The sequence below is a fragment of the Enterococcus sp. AZ095b genome, assembly GCF_051714725.1.
GTDB lineage: Bacteria > Bacillota > Bacilli > Lactobacillales > Enterococcaceae > Enterococcus_B > Enterococcus_B pernyi.
In genome coordinates, this window is sequence record NZ_JBIOSL010000001.1 from 2,847,153 (window position 1) to 2,866,256 (window position 19,104).

General features: G+C 37.4%; 16 protein-coding genes. 3 read left to right on the forward strand and 13 right to left on the reverse strand.

Annotated features, from left to right (window positions below):
- Positions 1–15 precede the first annotated feature (15 nt).
- Both IGJ99_RS13620 and IGJ99_RS13625 read right to left on the reverse strand, forming a co-directional pair.
- Positions 16–324, reverse strand: a complete 309-nt coding sequence (locus IGJ99_RS13620; protein ID WP_175401350.1) for a hypothetical protein — start codon at positions 322–324, stop codon at positions 16–18.
- 84 nt (positions 325–408) lie between these two features.
- On the reverse strand, positions 409–849 hold the full coding sequence (locus IGJ99_RS13625) for a DUF2798 domain-containing protein (RefSeq protein WP_019723030.1): 441 nt from the start codon (positions 847–849) through the stop codon (positions 409–411).
- Positions 850–1,069: 220 nt separating this feature from the next.
- Here IGJ99_RS13625 and IGJ99_RS13630 point away from each other — a divergent pair, with 220 nt between their 5' ends.
- Entirely contained in the window at positions 1,070–4,558 is a 3,489-nt protein-coding gene (locus IGJ99_RS13630; RefSeq protein WP_438770891.1) for a glucosaminidase domain-containing protein, read from the forward strand.
- Positions 4,559–4,625: 67 nt separating this feature from the next.
- Here the strand turns inward: IGJ99_RS13630 and IGJ99_RS13635 are convergent, their stop codons facing one another.
- Complete coding sequence (locus IGJ99_RS13635) at positions 4,626–5,786, reverse strand: glycoside hydrolase family 73 protein (protein WP_010734052.1); 1,161 nt, start codon at positions 5,784–5,786, stop codon at positions 4,626–4,628.
- A 330-nt stretch (positions 5,787–6,116) separates the two neighbouring features.
- A complete protein-coding gene (locus IGJ99_RS13640; RefSeq protein ID WP_438748788.1) occupies positions 6,117–6,962 on the reverse strand; it encodes an SDR family oxidoreductase in 846 nt (281 codons plus the stop codon).
- Positions 6,963–7,083: 121 nt separating this feature from the next.
- Here IGJ99_RS13640 and IGJ99_RS13645 point away from each other — a divergent pair, with 121 nt between their 5' ends.
- Positions 7,084–7,551 (forward strand): Rrf2 family transcriptional regulator, encoded by a 468-nt coding sequence (locus IGJ99_RS13645; protein ID WP_019723027.1) that lies wholly within the window; start codon positions 7,084–7,086, stop codon positions 7,549–7,551.
- Positions 7,552–7,722: 171 nt separating this feature from the next.
- A complete protein-coding gene (locus IGJ99_RS13650) occupies positions 7,723–9,330 on the forward strand; it encodes an SWIM zinc finger family protein (RefSeq protein ID WP_010734049.1) in 1,608 nt (535 codons plus the stop codon).
- Between the two features lie 171 nt (positions 9,331–9,501).
- Here the strand turns inward: IGJ99_RS13650 and IGJ99_RS13655 are convergent, their stop codons facing one another.
- From IGJ99_RS13655 to IGJ99_RS13695, 9 genes are read right to left on the reverse strand one after another with little or no spacing between them, the layout of a single operon-like run.
- On the reverse strand, positions 9,502–9,834 hold the full coding sequence (locus tag IGJ99_RS13655) for a DUF4176 domain-containing protein (RefSeq protein ID WP_010734048.1): 333 nt from the start codon (positions 9,832–9,834) through the stop codon (positions 9,502–9,504).
- Positions 9,827–10,720, reverse strand: a complete 894-nt coding sequence (locus IGJ99_RS13660) for a DUF4176 domain-containing protein (RefSeq protein ID WP_224434308.1) — start codon at positions 10,718–10,720, stop codon at positions 9,827–9,829. The genes IGJ99_RS13655 and IGJ99_RS13660 overlap by 8 nt, the downstream gene beginning before the upstream one ends.
- A 5-nt stretch (positions 10,721–10,725) precedes the next feature.
- Positions 10,726–12,246, reverse strand: a complete 1,521-nt coding sequence (locus tag IGJ99_RS13665) for a hypothetical protein (RefSeq protein WP_438770892.1) — start codon at positions 12,244–12,246, stop codon at positions 10,726–10,728.
- Positions 12,237–12,587, reverse strand: a complete 351-nt coding sequence (locus IGJ99_RS13670) for a hypothetical protein (protein ID WP_010734045.1) — start codon at positions 12,585–12,587, stop codon at positions 12,237–12,239. Before IGJ99_RS13670 ends, IGJ99_RS13665 begins: the two co-directional genes overlap by 10 nt.
- Positions 12,588–12,596: 9 nt before the next feature.
- Positions 12,597–12,851 carry a hypothetical protein gene (locus IGJ99_RS13675; RefSeq protein WP_224434310.1) on the reverse strand — a complete coding sequence of 85 codons (255 nt, stop codon included), beginning with the start codon at positions 12,849–12,851 and terminating at the stop codon, positions 12,597–12,599.
- Between the two features lie 11 nt (positions 12,852–12,862).
- Complete coding sequence (locus IGJ99_RS13680) at positions 12,863–13,264, reverse strand: DUF4176 domain-containing protein (protein ID WP_010734043.1); 402 nt, start codon at positions 13,262–13,264, stop codon at positions 12,863–12,865.
- The gene (gene essC / locus IGJ99_RS13685; protein ID WP_438770893.1) at positions 13,261–17,673 is read right to left on the reverse strand and encodes a type VII secretion protein EssC; all 4,413 of its coding nucleotides are present in this window, start codon (positions 17,671–17,673) and stop codon (positions 13,261–13,263) included. The genes IGJ99_RS13680 and essC overlap by 4 nt, the downstream gene beginning before the upstream one ends.
- Positions 17,660–18,832, reverse strand: coding sequence for a type VII secretion protein EssB (gene essB / locus IGJ99_RS13690; protein ID WP_438770894.1), 1,173 nt, complete (start codon positions 18,830–18,832; stop codon positions 17,660–17,662). The genes essC and essB overlap by 14 nt, the downstream gene beginning before the upstream one ends.
- Entirely contained in the window at positions 18,829–19,104 is a 276-nt protein-coding gene (locus IGJ99_RS13695) for a hypothetical protein (RefSeq protein WP_010734040.1), read from the reverse strand. The genes essB and IGJ99_RS13695 overlap by 4 nt, the downstream gene beginning before the upstream one ends.

Consider the following 19,104-nt stretch of genomic DNA (forward strand, 5'->3'; position numbering starts at 1 on the left):
TTCTCCCTTGATAGACTATTCTTCCGTTAATTGATCAAATAAAGAAAAGCCATCAAATGTTTCTCCATCGTAATAGCGCAATAATTGTTCACTCGTCAGATTTGTAGTAGTTTCTTTTTCCTCTTCTGATTCAAGAAGAAGTTGTTCACGATAGATTCGGTAGGTCTCTGCTAATTGTTGTTGCATTTTTATCCTTGAATTAGCCTCCGCATTGATCGTCGGAAGCTCCTTGATCAATCCCCGATAAATCAACTGTTCATCTACCCATTCAACAGGTAGTTCGACCATCGTCAAACCTACCTCTTTAAAATATTCTTCGATCATCATCTAAGCCTCACATTTATGTCTTGCTTGCATTTTAGCTTATCTAACTGAAAGTTGCTAGCGACAACATAGAGACTTCTTTATTTATTTTTGGATCGTCGCCAAAACTGCACGTGAAACTGGACCGACAAATAATAACTGTAACGGCAACGCCATGATCACATTCATTTTCCAAGCTGTAAGATAGGCAGAAAGAAATTGTTCTGGAATCCCTTGTTCAATAACAATACCGAATAATGACATACATGTCACCATACCTAAAACCATGAGACATGAAATCGTAAGGATCATTTGCATTTTATTTTGTTTATTTATAGGTAGTTTGAAAGCAATCTTTTTTGCGACTACTCCTACGATAAAAACATCTAAGATAAATGCCACGATAAATCCTGGTATAAGTCCTACGAATAAGTTTGATACATGCAACGCATTATGTAACCATAGATTATAGATACTCATCCCTAAAACCATCAGAAAACACATCATTGTTGTAAAAATAATTCCTTCTTTTTTGTTTGTTGGCACTTCAATCACTCCTTTTCATGAAAAACAGCATAGCATAAATGAAAATTTTTCGTAAGTTTTTATTTTATTTTTTTCATTGAGCTATATTTCTTGACTTAATTTAGAAAATATATTGGAAAATAATTAAATTTACGATAGAATAATATTAGTAACACCGAAATAAAAATAACATTTTCTTATCAATCAAATAAAGAAAAGATTATAACCAGGAGGATATTTGATGAAAGTAAGGATTTTGCTTGCATCGATAATGTTATTAAACGCATCATTGTCGCCATGTATTGCTTTAGCAGAAACAGTAACAAACAATAATCAGCAAACCGAAAGCACCTCAAGTTCAATCACCGAAGAAAAAACAACGAATGTAATATCTCCAACTACCATTTCAACCACAAATGAAGAGATACCCCCACCCAGCACTGACACACCAACTATAATAGGAACTCCCCAATTAATAGGAGAAAGCTATAAGGATGGTGTCAGTAAACCGAAACGAATCAACGTATCAGCGACTGAAACTATGCAACAAACATTTATTGAAGATGAGGAAAACAAAAAAACAACACACAGCTACATTGGTGGAAACACAATCTATGAAATCAATTCCACAGATGTGCAAGTCCCTAACCCCCGAACTACTGATTCATCCACAATCCAGTTAGCTGTCTACACTGGAGATGTCTCACAAACCAAACAAACTTTAGCTTATTATCTTGCACAACAGTTTAAAACTTATCAACTCTCACTCGAAAATCTCACAGATATTCTTTCAATTGATCCAACTTTAGCGATCAATGAAGATAGTTTGTTTGCTTTGATCCAAGAGTATTATCCGCAGGTCACAGAAAAAACCACCATTCGAGAAATAGAAGATTTAACTGATCAATATGGGAGTGTGCAACAACAATCACTAACTGATACATTTAATCAACAATCTAATGAAAAAGTATTCTCTGGAAACATTCTTTTGAGTCGAAAAATCGCATTATCCAATCAGGAAACATTCTTTTTTGTCGAAAGCGCTACGCAGTCCGGTTGGATTTTTGCAGAAAATTTAACTTATCATGCTTCTAAAATAATAAACCTTTCTGAAAAAGGAAAATTAACAGAAAATCATGCAAAAATTTATTCCACTTTAGATGATGCATGGCTTGAAAAATCTGCAATGCAAGCTGATCTTGAAACACTTTATGAAATAAATCAACAAATACAAATCAATAACCGTTCATTTTATAAAATATCCCATGACAATGTTGTGGTGGGGTATGTTGATCAGAACGACTTCAACAAATTGGGACAAGGTGATCCAGACACAACTGAAACAGAAAATATTACACCTACTATACCTTCGAATAGTAGTGTCAATGATACAAATCATTCACCTAGCGAAAGAAGAACAGAAACTTCAATTAGTTACTCAACACATGTGCGTGGACATGGGTGGATGCCCACCTCAAAAAATGGTGAGTTGTCTGGCACAGAAGGACAAGGACTACGCATTGAAGCAATACGTGCCAATCTTACTTCTTCCCTTTCTGGTTCGATTGAGTATAGTTCCTATGTTGAAGGAACTGGCTGGCAAGACTGGGTATCAAATGGAGCAATATCAGGAACGGAGGGGCAAGGTCTTCAAATAGAAGGAATTAATATGCGACTCACAGGAGAATTGGCTGAAAATTATAACCTTTATTACCGAGTTCATGTTCAAAAACTTGGTTGGCTACCTTGGGCAAAAAATGGAAATCCTTCTGGAACATCCAGTTTTGGTTTCCGAATCGAAGCCATCGAAATTCAATTAATTAGCCGCTCCCAACAAGGTCCTGAACTTGGAGATTCTTACGTCCAAAGAGCATCTATAAATTATTCCACGCATGTACGCGGGCAAGGTTGGCTTCCTGAATCTTCGAATGGGGAAATTTCTGGAACAGAAGGACAAGGGTTACGTATTGAAGCGTTACGTGTCAATCTCTCTTCTGCCTTTTCTGGATCAATCGAATATACTTCCTATATTGAAAATCATGGTTGGCAAAATTGGGTAGCAAATGGAGGGATATCGGGAACAGAAGGACAAGGTCGTCAGATTGAAGGAATCAGGATACGACTGACAGACGAACTTGCAACACATTACAATATTTATTACCGAATCCATGCTCAAAATCTAGGCTGGTTACCTTGGGCAGAAAATGGAAATAGTGCTGGTACATTGGGGTACGGTTATCGTATTGAAGCAATTGAAATACGTCTGCTACCCAAAGAGCAAATTGGGCCACCAACGGGTGAATCTTATGTTGAAAAACCCCCTTCTGTCTTAGCGAACGCTCACGTAGCTTCTAGAGGATGGCTACCAGAACAAACAGCCGAGACACAAGTTGGAACGGTCGGACAAGGACTTAGCTTACAGGCACTTCAATTAAAATTAACGGAAAACAGTTATGAGGGTGGTATCGTTTACCAATCCCACCTGGCACATCGTGGTTGGGAAACTTCATGGATTCAGGAAGGACAAACTTCAGGGACCGTTGGACAAAGCTTAGCATTACAAGCTGTCCGAATTAATTTGACCGGTGATATCAGTCACCACTATGATATTTATTACCGTGTCCACTCCCAACACTTCGGCTGGTTAGACTGGGCAAAAAATGGAGAATCAGCTGGCACACAAGGTTACTCGTATCGTGCAGAGGGCTTACAAATAAAACTAGTCGAAAAAGGGCAAGCTCCCCCAGGTCAAACTGCTCGTGCCTTTCGAATTGCACCACCTAAGGTTTTCTTTGATGGTCATGTGTCTGGTATTGGTTGGGTCAATCGCAATGGTCTAAGTAATTCAATCAATCATGCGAATCAAGGGCGGCAATTTGAAGCAATTCGTGCACAATTAGAACAAAGTGATTACTCTGGTGGAATTAGATATGATTCACATATTTCATCAAGTGGATGGACAAATCCTGTTGAGAATGGAGCAATATCAGGTTCGGTCGGACATAGTCGTGCACTCCAGGCCTTCTCTTTTCAACTAACAGGTGAATTATCTGAAAAATACGATATTTACTATCGTTCATTCGTCCGTTCACGCGGTTGGTTAGGTTGGGCTTCAAATGGTCAAAAAGCAGGCTCAGTTGGAATGAGTCTACCTGTCGAAGCAATTGAAGTCACGATTGTAGAAAATGATCGAAAACCAGCGGGTTACCAAGCAAATCAACTGACCATATTAGGTCAAATTGACACTTCAACACCAGAAGGAAGATTTGTCAATTCTATTACACAAAGTGCAAATCGAGTTGCTCCAGCATACGGATTATACACTTCTGTCATGCTTGCTCAAGCAATTCTAGAGACCGGCTATGGCACTAGCTTCTTGGCACGCAATGCGAACAATTTCTTTGGAATGAAGTTCAAAGATGGGGAAGATGAAGGGAAATATGATTACGTTTGGCATGTATCCAATGAAGTTGTCAACGGGATCACGATACCTGTCAATTCTAAATTCCGTGTCTATCAAAGTACCGATGAATCTTTCATCGACAATGCTGTGAAACTGAAATATGGCGTACCTTGGGACCCTGTTCGCTATCGTGGAACTTGGAAAGTTAATACACGTTCTTATCGAGATGCGACCCAAGCCTTAACTGGAACATATGCAACTGATCCAAATTATGGAACAAAATTAAACAACATCATTGAACGTTGGCGTTTGGATCAGTTTGATTGATCTGATCTTTTATAAAAAATATCTACTTGACATTATTTAAAAATGCCAAGTAGATATTTTTTATTTATTAATTCGCGTAAAAACCGATTCCCTCATATCTCCAACCTAATGGTGTCAAAGAATCTCTTTCTACTGAACTTAATGTGTAATGATGTGTTCCGATAGTTTCATTTGGGTTAAATAGTCGATAAATTGGTTTAGAACCTCCAGAATAAAAACTTAGCCCTTCATATCTCCAGCCTAGTGGTGTAAGGAAGTTGATTTCTGACTGAGCCATTGTATAATGATGATCCCCATTATTTGGATTATACAGACGATACACCGGTTGACCACTATTTGGTGCTTGCCATGCAATTCCTTCGTATTTCCAACCAACTGTTGATAAATAGTTTTTCTCTCCCGCATTTAATGTGTACAAATGTTGCCCTGTACTTTTATTATATAAGCGATACATCGGTGAAGAACTAGAGTTTGGCGTATCATATTGTGTCAAATTATAGGTTTCAATAATACTATTCAATGTTGAACCATAGTTTGGTGCTGTCGCGTAACGACCTGTTAACCATGCTGTGGCATCTTTATACGAAGAGGTATTACTTTTCCAAGCACCTGAGTAATAATACACACCCGATTGGAACGAAGTTGTTTTAAGAACAGTTACATTATCCTGTAAAGATTCTGCGTACGAAGGATATTTACGAAAAGCGGCATTTACAGTGATCCATTGCCCATTTACAAACTCAGAAGTTGGCATTGTCACGGATTGCCCATTATAACTTCCCTTTATTCCAAATAAATTGTAGTTAGGTGCCGAAGCTAGCGTACTTTTCCCCCAGCCACTTTCAACAATCGCTTGAGCGATCATAACTGAAGCATATAAGTCATTCGCGCTTGCTAAGGTCTGTGCACTTGCAGCAATGCTATCAATGAACGCTTGTTGCGCATTTGAAGAAGCACGTGCTGAAAATGCTGCTATGCCAGGATTTTCAAATTGTGATAAATCCGCTTGATGTGTGTGTGTTAGTTCTTCCCCATTTGTCAGAGGATTCGTAATAGATTCAGTTTGTTCCACATTTTCCGTAGGCTGTTCTGTCACATCGTCTGCTTGTGTCGAAACGGTGGTTTCAACAGAATTATTTGTCCCTACTTCTTCTGCAAGTACAGTAAGGTTGGTAGTCACAAGACTACTCAGAACAATTGCACTAAATAATAAATTTTTTGCTTTCATTACTTCTCCTTTATTCTTAAAAATAAAATAATTTAATGTGTTGCATATGATAACAGAAATATACACTCTCTTTAAACATCATACACTTTTTAATTATACATAGATTTCAACATTTTTCAGTATATAAATTCTTAAGATTTAGAGGAGTCTTTATGCCATTTTGTAACTTTCTATTTTTGAAGTCGATGATTATTGGCTCAAATCAAAAAATAAAAAACTCTTAGAGGCTTGCCGGCATAGTTTAGAAATACATCTGCTATTTCCAAACCCATACGCGTGCTCTAAGAGTAACATTCCTATTAAATTTGGTAGAAAAAACTAGTCCTTAATTTAGATACCTAACTCCCTTAACCCATCTTCTATCGAAGTCAATTCGCGTCCTAATACTTTTGCAAAATCATCAGAAATTACATCTAACTGATTATTGCGAATATCATTTTGGATTGCAGTCGTCATTTCTGCACCACCTTGAGAAAATCCCGAGGCTGTTAGTTTGTCTGTAAATTCATCTGGAGCCAACGAAAGGATGTCTAAAGGTTTCCCACTTACTTTAGCAACTTGTTCTGCCAAGGTTTGATAGGTGATTGGTTTTCCAGATAATTCTAAGAACTCAGGATAATCCATTCCTGCTAACACTTTTGCAGCTACTTCTGCATACTCTCTCTTTAACGCCCAACCGGTTTTCCCTTCGCCAGCTGCATAAACAAACTGACCAGTTTTCAATGCTACTCCAATCAATGGCATCTCATTTTCTAAGTACCAGTTATTTCGTAAAAAGGTATGTTTAATACCCGATTCTTTGATGATTTTTTCTGTAAATTGATGGTCTGGAGCCAGGATACTAGTCGAATGATCTGCATCCGCAAAACTAGTATAGGCAATAAAAGAAACCCCCGTTTCTTTTGCTGCTTCTACAACATGTTGATGTTCAGCTTGTCGGTTTCCCGGTACACCTGATACAAATAATAGACGATCGATGCCTTGTAGCGCCTGTACCATCGTCTCGCGATCAGCATAATCGCCGATGCGAACTTGAAGTCCTGCTTCAATTAATTTCTGTGCCTTTTCTTCATTACGAGCAAGGACATAGATCTCCTCCAATGGAACCAGCTTCTTTAATTCTTCTAAAGCGTAGTGTCCAAATCCTCCAGTTGCTCCTGTTACTAAATAAGTCATATTCCCACTCCCTATTGATTAATTATTTTTGTTCATATAGCTGTACATTTTTAAAATACACCATTATCATAAAGAGTATGCTAAGATAAGTCAAGAAATCAAGTTGAAAGGATGGATTTTAATGAAATATTCTCTACAATTAAGCGATGCGATCCACATCTTAGCTTATATCCACATATTTCAAGGAACTGATTTACTTTCAAGCGACATGATTGCAAGTAGCATTGAAACGAATCCAACAAATGTTCGAAAAATCATGAGTCAATTAAAAAAAGCAGATCTTATCCATACAACAAGTGGGAAACCAACACCCGTACTTGCGAAAGCTCCCGAAAATATCAATTTATTGGAAATTTATCGAAGTATTGAAGGCAACACAAATTTGATCCAAGTAGATCCAAAAACAAATCCGAATTGCGTGGTAGGCGCTAATATCCAAGAAGTCTTGGCTGCAACTTATTCTCGATTACAAAAAAAAGTGGAAGAAGAAATGGCAGTAATCACTTTAGATGGACTCATTAAACAGATTGCATTATCAGAAAAAGAGAAACGTCCAGAAAACCAGCCGCTCGTGGAAAAATTTCTTTAGTTTGATGTAAATCAGAGTCACTTTTAGTTATCTAAAAATTAAAATAACAGTTTTATATTATTATTAATTTTATAATAGATTAAATAATCTTCGTACTGGAAAAAAATTGCTGTTTTCTTTTTATTTATTCGGTAAAATTAAACTATGAAGATAACTAAAGGAGGAAATTTTATGAAAGATTGGAAAAACGATTTTTGGGAATCTGATTTAGATCATGGCTATGAAATGTTTATTGAAAAACGCGTTCATGGATGTTTGTTTACACAAGAAAAAATCATCGCAAAAGTCACAGAAGAAAACAAGAAGGAGTATGACATACTTATCCAATTAACAGATGACAACCAATTCTATGGTTTGTCTTGCAGTTGCTCCCACGAAGACACAGGTCATTGTCCTCATGTCGTGGCTACCTTATTCAAATATGAACAAGAAAAAGAGCAGAGAAAAGCAAATGAACTGGTCAAGTTGATTTCTTATGCAAATGAACAAGATATTCAAGACTTTCTATTAATTATTTTAAAAGAGAACCAAGAACTAGCTCAACGATTCCAAGAACATACTGCAATCAAAAATATGGACGATTACGATAAAATGATTGTTATTTTAGAAAAACATACCCATTATTCTGGAAGCAATATTCATGATCGTACACTTCAAAACATCAATAAAGAACTGTCTGAATTTTTAAACAGTCTTATTGATACATCCATCGCAAAAAAACAGATCCTTCATGCATTCGAATTAATGAACAGAATAGTTGAACACTTTGACTTAGCAAAGGTACATAATGTAGAAAATGATATCAGCCTTATCATGCATCAATGGTACTCTCTATGGAAAAAATTACTTAGACATGCGTCTGAGCAAGAAAAACAACGAATATATTCTAAACTTTCGGCTAAAATAAATAACGCAAGCCAATCTAGTTTTTATATCCAACAAATTTTACATGAAGAATTCCCTGAACAGTTCTCTGATCAGGATCAGCAAAAACTTGATCAAACATCTGAAAATAACGGACACTTAAACTATAAAAACAAACGACTGCTATCCATTCGCCAAATGGAAAATTTGAATTATACAGACAATCAAATTCATCAACGTGCACGCGAAAGCTGGCAATCTCCAACTATACGTTCACAATATATTGACTATCTGATGCAAAAGAAAGCATATGAAGAAGCAATCACTGTTTTGAATGAAAGTATTGTATTAGATCAACACTCTTCTGATATGGTCACCTTGCATCGCTATGCATTAAAAAATCTTTATCATAAACTAGGGGAAAAAGAGCTGTATGCGGAACAAGTCTTGCATCTTCTATTAGAGGGAGAGACCGTCGATATGAATTTGATCCATCAATTGAAAAAAACATATTCGATTGATCAGTGGGAAGAAGTACGTGAAAACTTATTTGAAAAATTAAAATATCGTACAGACGTTGGATTGTTTTATTCAAAAGAAAGACGTTATGATTTATTGTTGGATTATGTCCTCAAGTCACCTGGACTGGAAGAAGCAAGTCGCTATTTTTCTTTCTTGAGAAAGCAATTTCCAGAAGCGCTTCTTCAAAAATATGAATACGAATTACGGCGGATGGCTGCTGAGACAACTACACGTTTACGGTATCATAAAATGGCTTTGTTGATCGCCGAAATGGCCACCCTTCCAAGTAGCACCATCTCTGTTCAATTACTGATCAAAGAACTAAAAGAAAAATACCCACGCAGAAAAGCGATGCTAGAAGAATTGAGAAAATTAGAAAAAACGTATAAATAATGTAGCAATAGCGACCCTATTCACAGTCCGTACTTCAAAAAGCCGAATCAACAAGCAACGCCGTTGATTCGGCTTTTTTGAATAGACAATTACAAATTTGTCTATTTCCTATATTTTCCTAAAAAAGAAAAAGCATTTTAAAAACTTTTAAATAACATGATATCTCATCTGTCAATCAAATCCAATCGGAATTGATTGGGCTGATTTACTGGTTGCTTGCTTCACGTCAGTCTCCCACTTGCTATAGATCTCTAAAAATCTCACTTCTTCTTCATCACTATATCCTTCAAAAACAACTTTATCGATATTTTTATGATCAAAAAAAATAGTGGTCTCAGGATTTAATCCTGAGGGATAAAGTACTGCCATATAGTCTGCAAACGTATCTTTTTTCGACTGTTGATCTGTATATACAGCACCTCTTCCAACGATGACTAATTTTTGTAACCCTTCCTCAAGCAACACGACACTTCCTAATGGTAATAACTTTTTCCCCTCATTCATTATATATTTCCTCCTTATCAGTTCCTTTGATATGTTTGTTAAAATATTTCTCTCCATACCATTCTAATTGTGTTTTCCCTTCAAAATTACGGTATTCTTCTGAGTATTTGTGTTTATAATAACCGTGTAATAGATACGGGAAGAATAGATAGGCTTCGGCGAGAATCACTGCAATATTAAACGCTATCCACATAGCAAAAATATTAATAAAACCGATCATATCTGTTCGAGGTGTATTCCCACTAGGGAAAATGAATTTCCAAATCATGACTATTATGACCACTATCCAGCCATAGCTCATTACCATCTGAATGATTTTTTTTATAAAACCACCCACCTTATGTTTCTCTTTATCTTTTATATTAAGCATTTTTATATTTAAGGAATTACATTTACTTCTAATAACGATATAACCTACTATCGTTAATAAAATCAAAACGATTATCATCCCAATAGAAGTTAATAGTTTCAGAAACATAGTAATAAAAAATAAATTTACTGTCAGTATTAACCAAATAAGGTAATTGTTACAGGTGTTCATTGTAATAAAAATTCTTGTACTACTATTATTCCTATTTTTATATCTTGTATATAACCAGATAAATAAATAAATAAAAAGAAATATCCAAAAAAAACTTTCTGGCAAAAAATTTATATCTGGTTCAGGAACAAGGCTATTTCTATCAGGATCTTTCATCCCTAATTCAGTAAATTTAACAAAACCATATTGTCCCATTATTAAAATTATTGATATAGATATTAATAAAAAACGCTTTTTCCCATTATATAATCCTCTTTTTTCAGTATCTTTTATCATATAATCGACTAAACGATCATCCAACAAGTTTAAGCTTTGTTCAAACGTCGCATTGAATAATTTTTTCATATTCTTCACCAATTAAAGCTAATTTTTGGTATTTTTACCGAAAATAGCATCTTTCCTGTTGATTTACCTACTTGTTGAATATTTTTATACACATGTTTTACTGTATCAATACTTTGTTCAATCACCTTACCCACTTTCTCAACACTCTTATCGTATGCTTCATAAGCAACTTTTTTTCCATAATCGTACTTATTTGGAAAAGCAAACTGCAATATTTTATTTGAAAGTCCAAAAGCAACACCAAGTAAAGCACCCGGCGGCCCAGCGACTGCCGCACCTAATGTCATTCCCTCTAACGGTCCAATGCTCTTCACCATCTCTATTCCACCGCCTATTATTCCTTTGCCAACACTTCCTGTTTTTCCATATTCATTCACCGCATTGGCGGCGAAAGTGACGCCTAATTGCGCGTAAGTAGCTACTTGGCCTGCCGTTCCTAATCCTTTGGCAACACCCCAATTTTTAGCTCCTTGCACAAATTGAGATTTCTTCAAGGCTTCGCTGACATAGGTTTTTACGGGAGAGGTAAATTTAGTGAAATTTTGATAGGCCTTGCCTAGCGTATCGATTTTAGGAATCCATTTCCCTTGGGCAACGGCTTTACCGAACATTTCGTATTTTGCAAGACCGCTAAATAATTTATTTTTCATACCTGATGGTAGATGATTAGCAAGCATCCAAAATTCATCGTTGGATGCCAATTTGTTGACTAATGCATCCGGATAATTTTTGATCAACATTTCGAACCGCTTGACTGCATCGGTTTTCCCATCTTTCAAGGGTTGGACCAATTTTTCGATCTCCGCATACATTTCTAAGTAGGCATTATTTGAAGATTCTTCCAACAAAGCTTGTCCGTTTGGTTTGTACTTCTCAAACCAACTCCCATCCACTCCTTTCGGCAATACATAACTACCGTCTGCCTTGATGGTTGTTTGGTTCAAGACTAATACGCTTTGCATGGCGAGTTTCAATTCCAGTAGACTGTTATTGAACAGTCCACTGGTTTGGAAGTTAAAGGCATGCAGTTTTTGTTGTTTGCATTGCAACTTGTAGATATCTTCTTGCAGGCTGTCCGCCATTCGCATCAAGTTTCGATGAAAATCACTGAGCATTTCTGTGATACCTGGTAATATGCTTGTATTGGCGATCTGCCTAATCGTCTGCGCGTGGTTATCGATTGATTGTTTAGCGAATGTTTTGGCACGAATCTGTCCGCTTAAATTCTCTTCATCCAAGTATCCTTCACTGGCAAGCATTTGATGTGCGGAAGAGTAAAGATTCAAGTCTGACTGAATCCCTTGTACCGCAGTGTTTACCCGATTGATCGTAGGAATGATCAACTCAGAAAACAGCCCTTTCCCAGCTTGATAAGCAGCTCCTGAGAGTTTTTTGCCATCAACCGCTTGAACAACTTGTTGACTACCTGTTCGTAGTTGGGTGATCGTTGTACGAGCAAGCGATAAATTAGTGGTCAGATTGCTCATTAAATTAGAAGACTCTGTGGCTGAATAAATTAGTCCCATCGTTTATTCCTTTCTTTCTGAAGTTCCGTACGTTCTTCTTCAAGTTTGATTACACCTTTTAAGTATTCTTGATCTAGTTGGTGCTGTTGGTTTTCTACCAACTGCGTGAAGTAAGTTGATTTCCCTTCATTCTCATTTTGCTCCCAACGAGCAACTTGGCTTCCTTGGGATACTAATTCTTCTGTGAATTGTTGGATTTCTCGAAAGCTTTTTCGCATGTCCATCTCTAAATAATACATACATTGTTTTAACTGCTGTTTTTCTTTACTCAGACGCTCCAATCGTTGTTCATTGTTGCTGATTTTACGCTCATATTCAGCGAGCAACTCTTCCTTTTCCATACTGACTCCTTACTTGAATCTTGTTTGACTGTCTCTGACTGCGATTGCTTGAGCAAGCTGAGGGAATTTGTTTGCCTGTTCATTGACACAAGTAACTAGATTTGAAATATCGGTGAGTAGGTTGTTACTGACCTCTACTCCTGTTTTCATACTGCTGATCGTGCTCTTGCTTAAAGAACTTGTTTTACTACTACTAACAGATACATTTTTTATTCCTGTTACGGCTGCTGTTGCAGTGGATTCCTGAGAAGCGATTTTCGGCATCTTTTTTCTCCTTATCTGAATTGATAGAATGGGTCTTCTTTTAATCTCTCTTCTTCATTGATTTTTATAGTTTCTACAATCTGTACAGGTTTCTCCTCTTGCACGAGTGGTGGTCTAGTTGGCGCATCCCTAAGTTGCTTCAGCAAATCGTCTAAAAATTCTTCATCGTCTTGGTTTTGGAAGCCTTCGAACAACACTTCTGTGATTTGATCGGCATGGATAGAAAAGACTTCTTGGCTCGGTACATCTCCAAACGGATGGGGGGCTACTCGATATCTCGCTATCACTTTTTCTTCTTCATTTTTAGCGATGGCACGAGCAACGACAAAATAGAGCAGTTGGTCATCCTCTGTCCCAACTAGTCTTAAGATACTACCTAGTGGCAAAAACGGTGTGATCATTTCTTCTCTCATGCTTCTTCCTCCGTAGGAAACACCAAAGCTTCCAAGTGTTCATCCTTCAAACTGTGTAGGACGTTTTTAGCAACTATTGCGTTTTTTTCTTGATAAGAAAGATTTTCAATAAATAATTGATTTTGTAAGCTTCCACCAAATAAAATATGATCGATATTTTCTTTTACGAACATAGTGATTCCGCCAAAGGTATTACCCACTTTCGTCATATGATCGAGAAAAACAAACTGTAAATGCTCGTTTCCTCCACTTAGCAGAGCGGTAACTTCCTCAGGGTTCAATGTTAATTTATCGACCAAGTCTGCGATACCATTGATAATGATGATTCTCTTGCCAGTTTCATTTGTTAAGAGAGCTTCTAAAGCCCCTTTTAGGGCTGTTGCTTTTTCACTAAGACATGAACGGTCCAAATATAGTGAAACTTTCGGCTTTGCTGGTTCGAGTGTTCCATTTGCATCGATCAACACCACTTCTTCTTGTCTTTCTTGACAAATTTGTTGAAGCAGCCAAGGCATCATCGCACGAAGTTGCTTATTGGATCTGAAAAAGATCCCTAATCTCATGCGCTGGAACAAGTCGAACGATTCTACTGAAGAAGTGGCTTTGTTTAATCCCAAATACAGTGTGTGGCTGTCGTCTTGTTCAAGGTAAGAAGCAAAACTTTTTTGCGTTAGGTTTTCTGGTACCATTGGAATTTTATCTGGGCGTTCGCCTGTCCAAGCTTGATTGATTTCTATAATTTCTTCTTCCAGATTTTGGAGTAGTTCCGCATCATTTTTCCCGTTAATCGGCAGATAAAACTGAATGGTAGTTGGCGTAGAGAGTAAGACTTGTCCGCGCCCATTGATTGCTTCAGGTGACAAAGCATTTCTGCCCATGACCATATTTATTTCATTTTCATCGTTTAAATATAGCGTTATCTTAGTGGCAATATTGCTCATCATGTTAGTCCGAATACTTCCTACACGATTCGCGGTCATCACAAGAAAGATACCCAAACTGGCACCATCTCTTAGTAGTTGAAGAAGCACTTCGTCGATTCTATCTTTGCGCTTATCTTCCAAGCTCAGGCCATCATAACTATCAAGAATGATTCCTAAGATCGGTAATTTTTCTCTTGTTCTTGTTTCGTATTGCGTTAGATTCGCGACACCAGCTTGCTTGAACAAATTTTTGCGTGCTGCCAATAATTTTTCGATGCGATCAAGCATTTTTTGCAGTTTTTCATCTTCTTCCAAAGTCGCTATATCCGCAATATGGGGTAATTCCTTGAGTACTAATAAACCATTATTCCCAAAATCAATTAAATGAAACTGAATCGTTGCAGGGGTGTTTTGACGGGCAAGGTTCATTACAAGAGTTTGCAACACTGTCGACTTCCCATAGCCTGGACTAGCTACGATCAATGTGTGACTCGCTTCTTCGAGATTGAAGGTATAATTCATTTGTTTTTGTTCAGAAGGAATATCTAAACAACCAAATGGGATAGCTAGATTACGAACTTCTGACTGTTTTATTTTTGGCGCCATAATCTGCTTATTTAGGTTCGGTAGCCATGGCTTATCCGGCAATTTGTAGGTAGAATCGGCAAAGATTGTCTTGATCTTATCAATCACTGCTTCTAATTGTGTCGGCAAATCTCGTGTATCTTTTCCTTGAATGATTTCGATATCTGGATCATAGAGTAATTCTAACTGGCCCAATTCGTTGATTTTGAATACCCGTTCATCAATCACTTCTTCGATCAATTGTTCTGGATCATATGGAACCCCCGCATAGCCACTTTGAAATAATTCATACACCTCATTTTCGCCAACTTTCAAATAGCCTCGTCCAGGATTCGTGATTTGTGCGGCATCTGGCGTTTTGAGTAACTCATTCGAGTCTTGGACACTCGCCATTTTCAAGGCAATTTTACTCGTACTATTGGCTTCGATCTGGTCATTGACTACCCCAGAAGGTTTTTGGGTGGCTAAAATCAAATGAACACCTAATGAACGTCCGATTCGTGCAACAGAAGTGAGCTCATCTAAGAATTCTGGAACATTGGCTTTAAGCTCCGCAAATTCATCCGAAACTAAAATCAAATGGGGCAAAGGTTTTTGTGGATAAACAACGTCTGGTTTTGGGGTATTTCTTTGTTTATACAAGGTCATGTAGCCGTTGATATTATTTACACCATATTTGGCAAACTCTCTTTGACGTTTCGCTAGCTCTGCTTTGATGCTTGCTAAGGCTCGCGCAGTTCCAGCACCATCCAAATTAGTGATTGCGCCCATAAAATGGGGCAAATGATCTAAGGTATTGGCTATTCCGCCACCTTTCCAGTCAATAATCAACATGCCGATATCTTCTGGCGAAAAATTGATTGCTAAGCCGATCAAATAAGTCGTTAAAAATTCAGATTTCCCGGAACCAGTCGTACCACCAACTAAGGCGTGTGGTCCATGGACTCGTTCATGTAGATCCCAGTAAACTAAATCTTTTTTTCCACGCCAACCAATTAATGAACGAATCGATTTATTAGGTTCCGCAGTAGCCCAGCGATTTGAAATCGCTAGTTCTTCAGCTGTCTTGACCTCATATTGATCCAATAGACTCAAGCTGTCAGGTACGGCATTTTTCTCTACTTCCACATGATGAAGATTCGCCAAACGCCGAATGGCTTTTTCGATTGGATAGGTTGTCGGCAAATGATTGGGAATAAAACGCTGGTTCACATATTCATTGTCCTGATTGATCAACGTTGCTGCTTCATTGCTTTGATATTCAATTAAAGTAGTCGTTGTTTCTGGCAACATATTCAACGTTTCTTTTCCCCAAATGACCGTGATTCCATAGTCTCCTAAGTTTTCGGCTAAAAACTCGTTCAATCCATGACCTGCCAACCAACTTTCATCCAAAATCGAAAAAACATACTGTGGCTGAAAGTGTACCTTTTCATTTCCCGCTTCACGGACTTGTTGTTTTCTTTTTGCCACTATTTGATAAAAAGAATTCAAAATCATGTCTCGACTTTGGGGGGTATGCACCATTCCTCTTAGATTTAAAGAACGGATTTTGTTATGAGGTAACCAACGCCATTCTCGCCAATGTTGTTCGTACTCTTCCGACGGGATCAGTGTAATGAATTCGACGTCTCGATAAGAATGCAACACACATAACTGAAATAATAGGAGTTGTAATGCTGTTCGTAAAACACTAGGTGTTCCTGCTAAGCCAACCGTCTGTTCCAAAAGTGAAACGATGATCGGGGCATCTCCAAGTTGTTTATAGGGACTATTAAGATGCTCAAACGCTTCATTACTCAGTTCATCCTCTTCTACCGGCTGAAAGTTTGTTTGAAAACTAGCATTGATTTCGCCGATTCCTAGGCGGACAGTCAAAAAATCTTCGTTCACTGTCATGCGTTCATAAATCCTCGCATGATAATCCTTAGCCATCAATGCTAATTCATCCAGTGAAGGATTCATATATTCTAATGCTGTTTTTTGTGTTTGCTGTAAGACATTAAGCTCTGACTTTTTTTTGATCATATACTGACGGAAATGCTCTTCTCTCATATGATTTTTTCTGTTGATTTCTTTTTTGTTTGTAAAATAACTCGACACAGAAAAACCTGTTGTAAGTATACTAGCACCTCCCATACTGATCAACATAACTGGATTGCCCCCGCTCAAAAAACTTGTCGCACCGCTCAAAACAACCATACCTAACGGTGGAACGATAGTTTTCAACCACTCATTCTTTCCTTCATTAGATTTCTGCTTAGGCGCTTGGATCTCTATTTTTTCTTTTGGCTCTTTTAAATGGATTCTTGGACTACGCCTAAATGCTGGAAAATTTTCTGGATACTCGGGAATGTAGGGTTCTTCGAGCAACTGCCAGGGGTCCAACTGTAGCTGATTTTTTAAATCTGAGATCTTTAATTGTTTCTCACGCATCTCAATCATGAGATAATCAATGATCAATTGATCGCCTACAGAAAATGGAAAGACACCTTTTTCTACACGTTGGTGATTGTAATAAATCTTGGCCTTACTAGGATAGATTTTTATTTGATAGTCATCAGTACTATTACGATGAATAAAAATCAACGCATCCGAATCAATACGGATCGCCGAGTCTTGTGTATTTGATAGATAGACGCTTTCCCTTGGCTTATTGACGATTACCGTTTTCAAATTTTCATGATGAACGAGGAGAAACTTTTCATCCTTGACTAATTCTCCTCCACAAAAAAGCTGTCCGTCTTCACAGGAAAGTGTTCGATTGTCCAGTATTACTTGATTGTTTTTTTCTGTTATTTGTTTATGAATAAACGTCGAACCAAAGTAAAAAAGATCATAAAGAACTGAAACGGAATGTTGGATTTGATCAGTTATTGAATTTGGCTTAGTTTGCTTCATTACTATCCGTCTCGCTTTCTAAGATTTCTAAGTACTTATTGATTTCTTCCTCATAACTTGTTAATAACTCTTGCTTCTTCTGTCCACTCATCTTGTTGTTTGCTCGCGTCGCGTCGTATAGTTTGGTGTAGGCATGTAAAATGTATTGATGATCGCTGAGGTTTTGTGCGATATCTAATGATCGTTCAAAATTCCCCCTTCCAATATAGATCCAGTAAAGCAAAGTATTCTCATTTGATTTTTGAGAAATGTTATTTAAGATTGCTGTCTTTTGCTCATTCGACAAATTATCCAGCTGTACCGCGCTGACTGCAGCGACATATTGGGCACCAGAAGGGAGATCTTCGGGTTTATCATCTTTTAATGTGGTCAAAACACCAGCATAATTATTAGCAATATATTGCGTTTCAGCAGAACTGATCCGTTCTTGTGCGGGAAGTTTATCAAACGCATAGATACCTGTTGTAAGCGCTAAACCTATTGTTGAAATACTTAATAAAAGCGTGCCCCACTTAAACATAAAATAGCTTCTTTTGTTCACCATTTGAATTTCTGATGCACGTTTCGTTTTCTGCTGTACGACTTGTTCGCCAATCATGCGGTCGATTTCTGCGACACTGTTTGCTCTTTGGATTCGTTTAGAAAACTCGTCCTTCAATGTGCCATTTCCTTCAATCAGTTGCTCATAATCGAACTTAGGATGTAAAATTGTCAGGATCAAGGCACGATATTGCTTCAAAAATTCTTCTTCGGTTATTTCATAAGGAATAATTGAATGCGCAAAACCTCTATGTGCTACGATGATTTCTTCTCCAAATAGAAATAGATTGGCTGGATGGATGAACGGCTGGATCGGGCTACTCAAAAACTCGGATAAGAAATTGATTTTTTGTGCAAGTAATAATCGTTGAAAAAGTTCTGTTCGTTTAAGGTACTCTTGCAAAGAATAGATTTGTTTACTTTTCTGGTATTGAATGACGAGTTTTTCCTCTGAAGATTCTACGATCTGTCCAGAGAGCAAGTGTTTTTTCTGTGTTAAGAATAGTTGATACTGTTCTAAACGATCGAGTTGGTATTGCTTAGCATTCAGTGTCACTTTGACAGCATCAGTTGTTGTCTCAATCATGATCGTTTCAGAAATATCTTTTATGTGGGTCACGTTCGTTCCTCCGATTTTTGTTGAGATTCATGGATCAGTAAATGATCGCCTTCACTTAATGGATAGTCTGCCACATATGCCTCTTCCTTTAAGCGGATCGGTTTATTCAATACCACTAAGTCGAACACCTCTGGCAAGGACGAACCATTTTGTATGAAAGATTCCTTCAGTAATTCTTTTAATCGTGTAATCGTTACTTGGGTCGGGATCTGTAAGTCAATGATTTCTTCTTTGACTTGTAAACTTATCCCAATTGCTTGATTTCTATCCAA

Excerpts from the sequence above, each read along its gene's own strand:
- IGJ99_RS13650 (WP_010734049.1), top strand. The coding sequence starts at position 7,723 with ATGAAAGATTGGAAAAACGATTTTTGGGAATCTGATTTAGATCATGGC.
- IGJ99_RS13655 (WP_010734048.1), bottom strand. The coding sequence starts at position 9,834 with ATGAATGAGGGGAAAAAGTTATTACCATTAGGAAGTGTCGTGTTGCTT.
- essC (WP_438770893.1), bottom strand. The coding sequence starts at position 17,673 with ATGAAGCAAACTAAGCCAAATTCAATAACTGATCAAATCCAACATTCC.
- IGJ99_RS13640 (WP_438748788.1), bottom strand. The coding sequence starts at position 6,962 with ATGACTTATTTAGTAACAGGAGCAACTGGAGGATTTGGACACTACGCT.
- IGJ99_RS13635 (WP_010734052.1), bottom strand. The coding sequence starts at position 5,786 with ATGAAAGCAAAAAATTTATTATTTAGTGCAATTGTTCTGAGTAGTCTT.
- IGJ99_RS13680 (WP_010734043.1), bottom strand. The coding sequence starts at position 13,264 with ATGAGAGAAGAAATGATCACACCGTTTTTGCCACTAGGTAGTATCTTA.
- IGJ99_RS13630 (WP_438770891.1), top strand. The coding sequence starts at position 1,070 with ATGAAAGTAAGGATTTTGCTTGCATCGATAATGTTATTAAACGCATCA.
- IGJ99_RS13670 (WP_010734045.1), bottom strand. The coding sequence starts at position 12,587 with ATGGAAAAGGAAGAGTTGCTCGCTGAATATGAGCGTAAAATCAGCAAC.
- IGJ99_RS13665 (WP_438770892.1), bottom strand. The coding sequence starts at position 12,246 with ATGGGACTAATTTATTCAGCCACAGAGTCTTCTAATTTAATGAGCAAT.
- IGJ99_RS13620 (WP_175401350.1), bottom strand. The coding sequence starts at position 324 with ATGATCGAAGAATATTTTAAAGAGGTAGGTTTGACGATGGTCGAACTA.
- IGJ99_RS13675 (WP_224434310.1), bottom strand. The coding sequence starts at position 12,851 with ATGCCGAAAATCGCTTCTCAGGAATCCACTGCAACAGCAGCCGTAACA.
- IGJ99_RS13660 (WP_224434308.1), bottom strand. The coding sequence starts at position 10,720 with ATGAAAAAATTATTCAATGCGACGTTTGAACAAAGCTTAAACTTGTTG.
- IGJ99_RS13645 (WP_019723027.1), top strand. The coding sequence starts at position 7,084 with ATGAAATATTCTCTACAATTAAGCGATGCGATCCACATCTTAGCTTAT.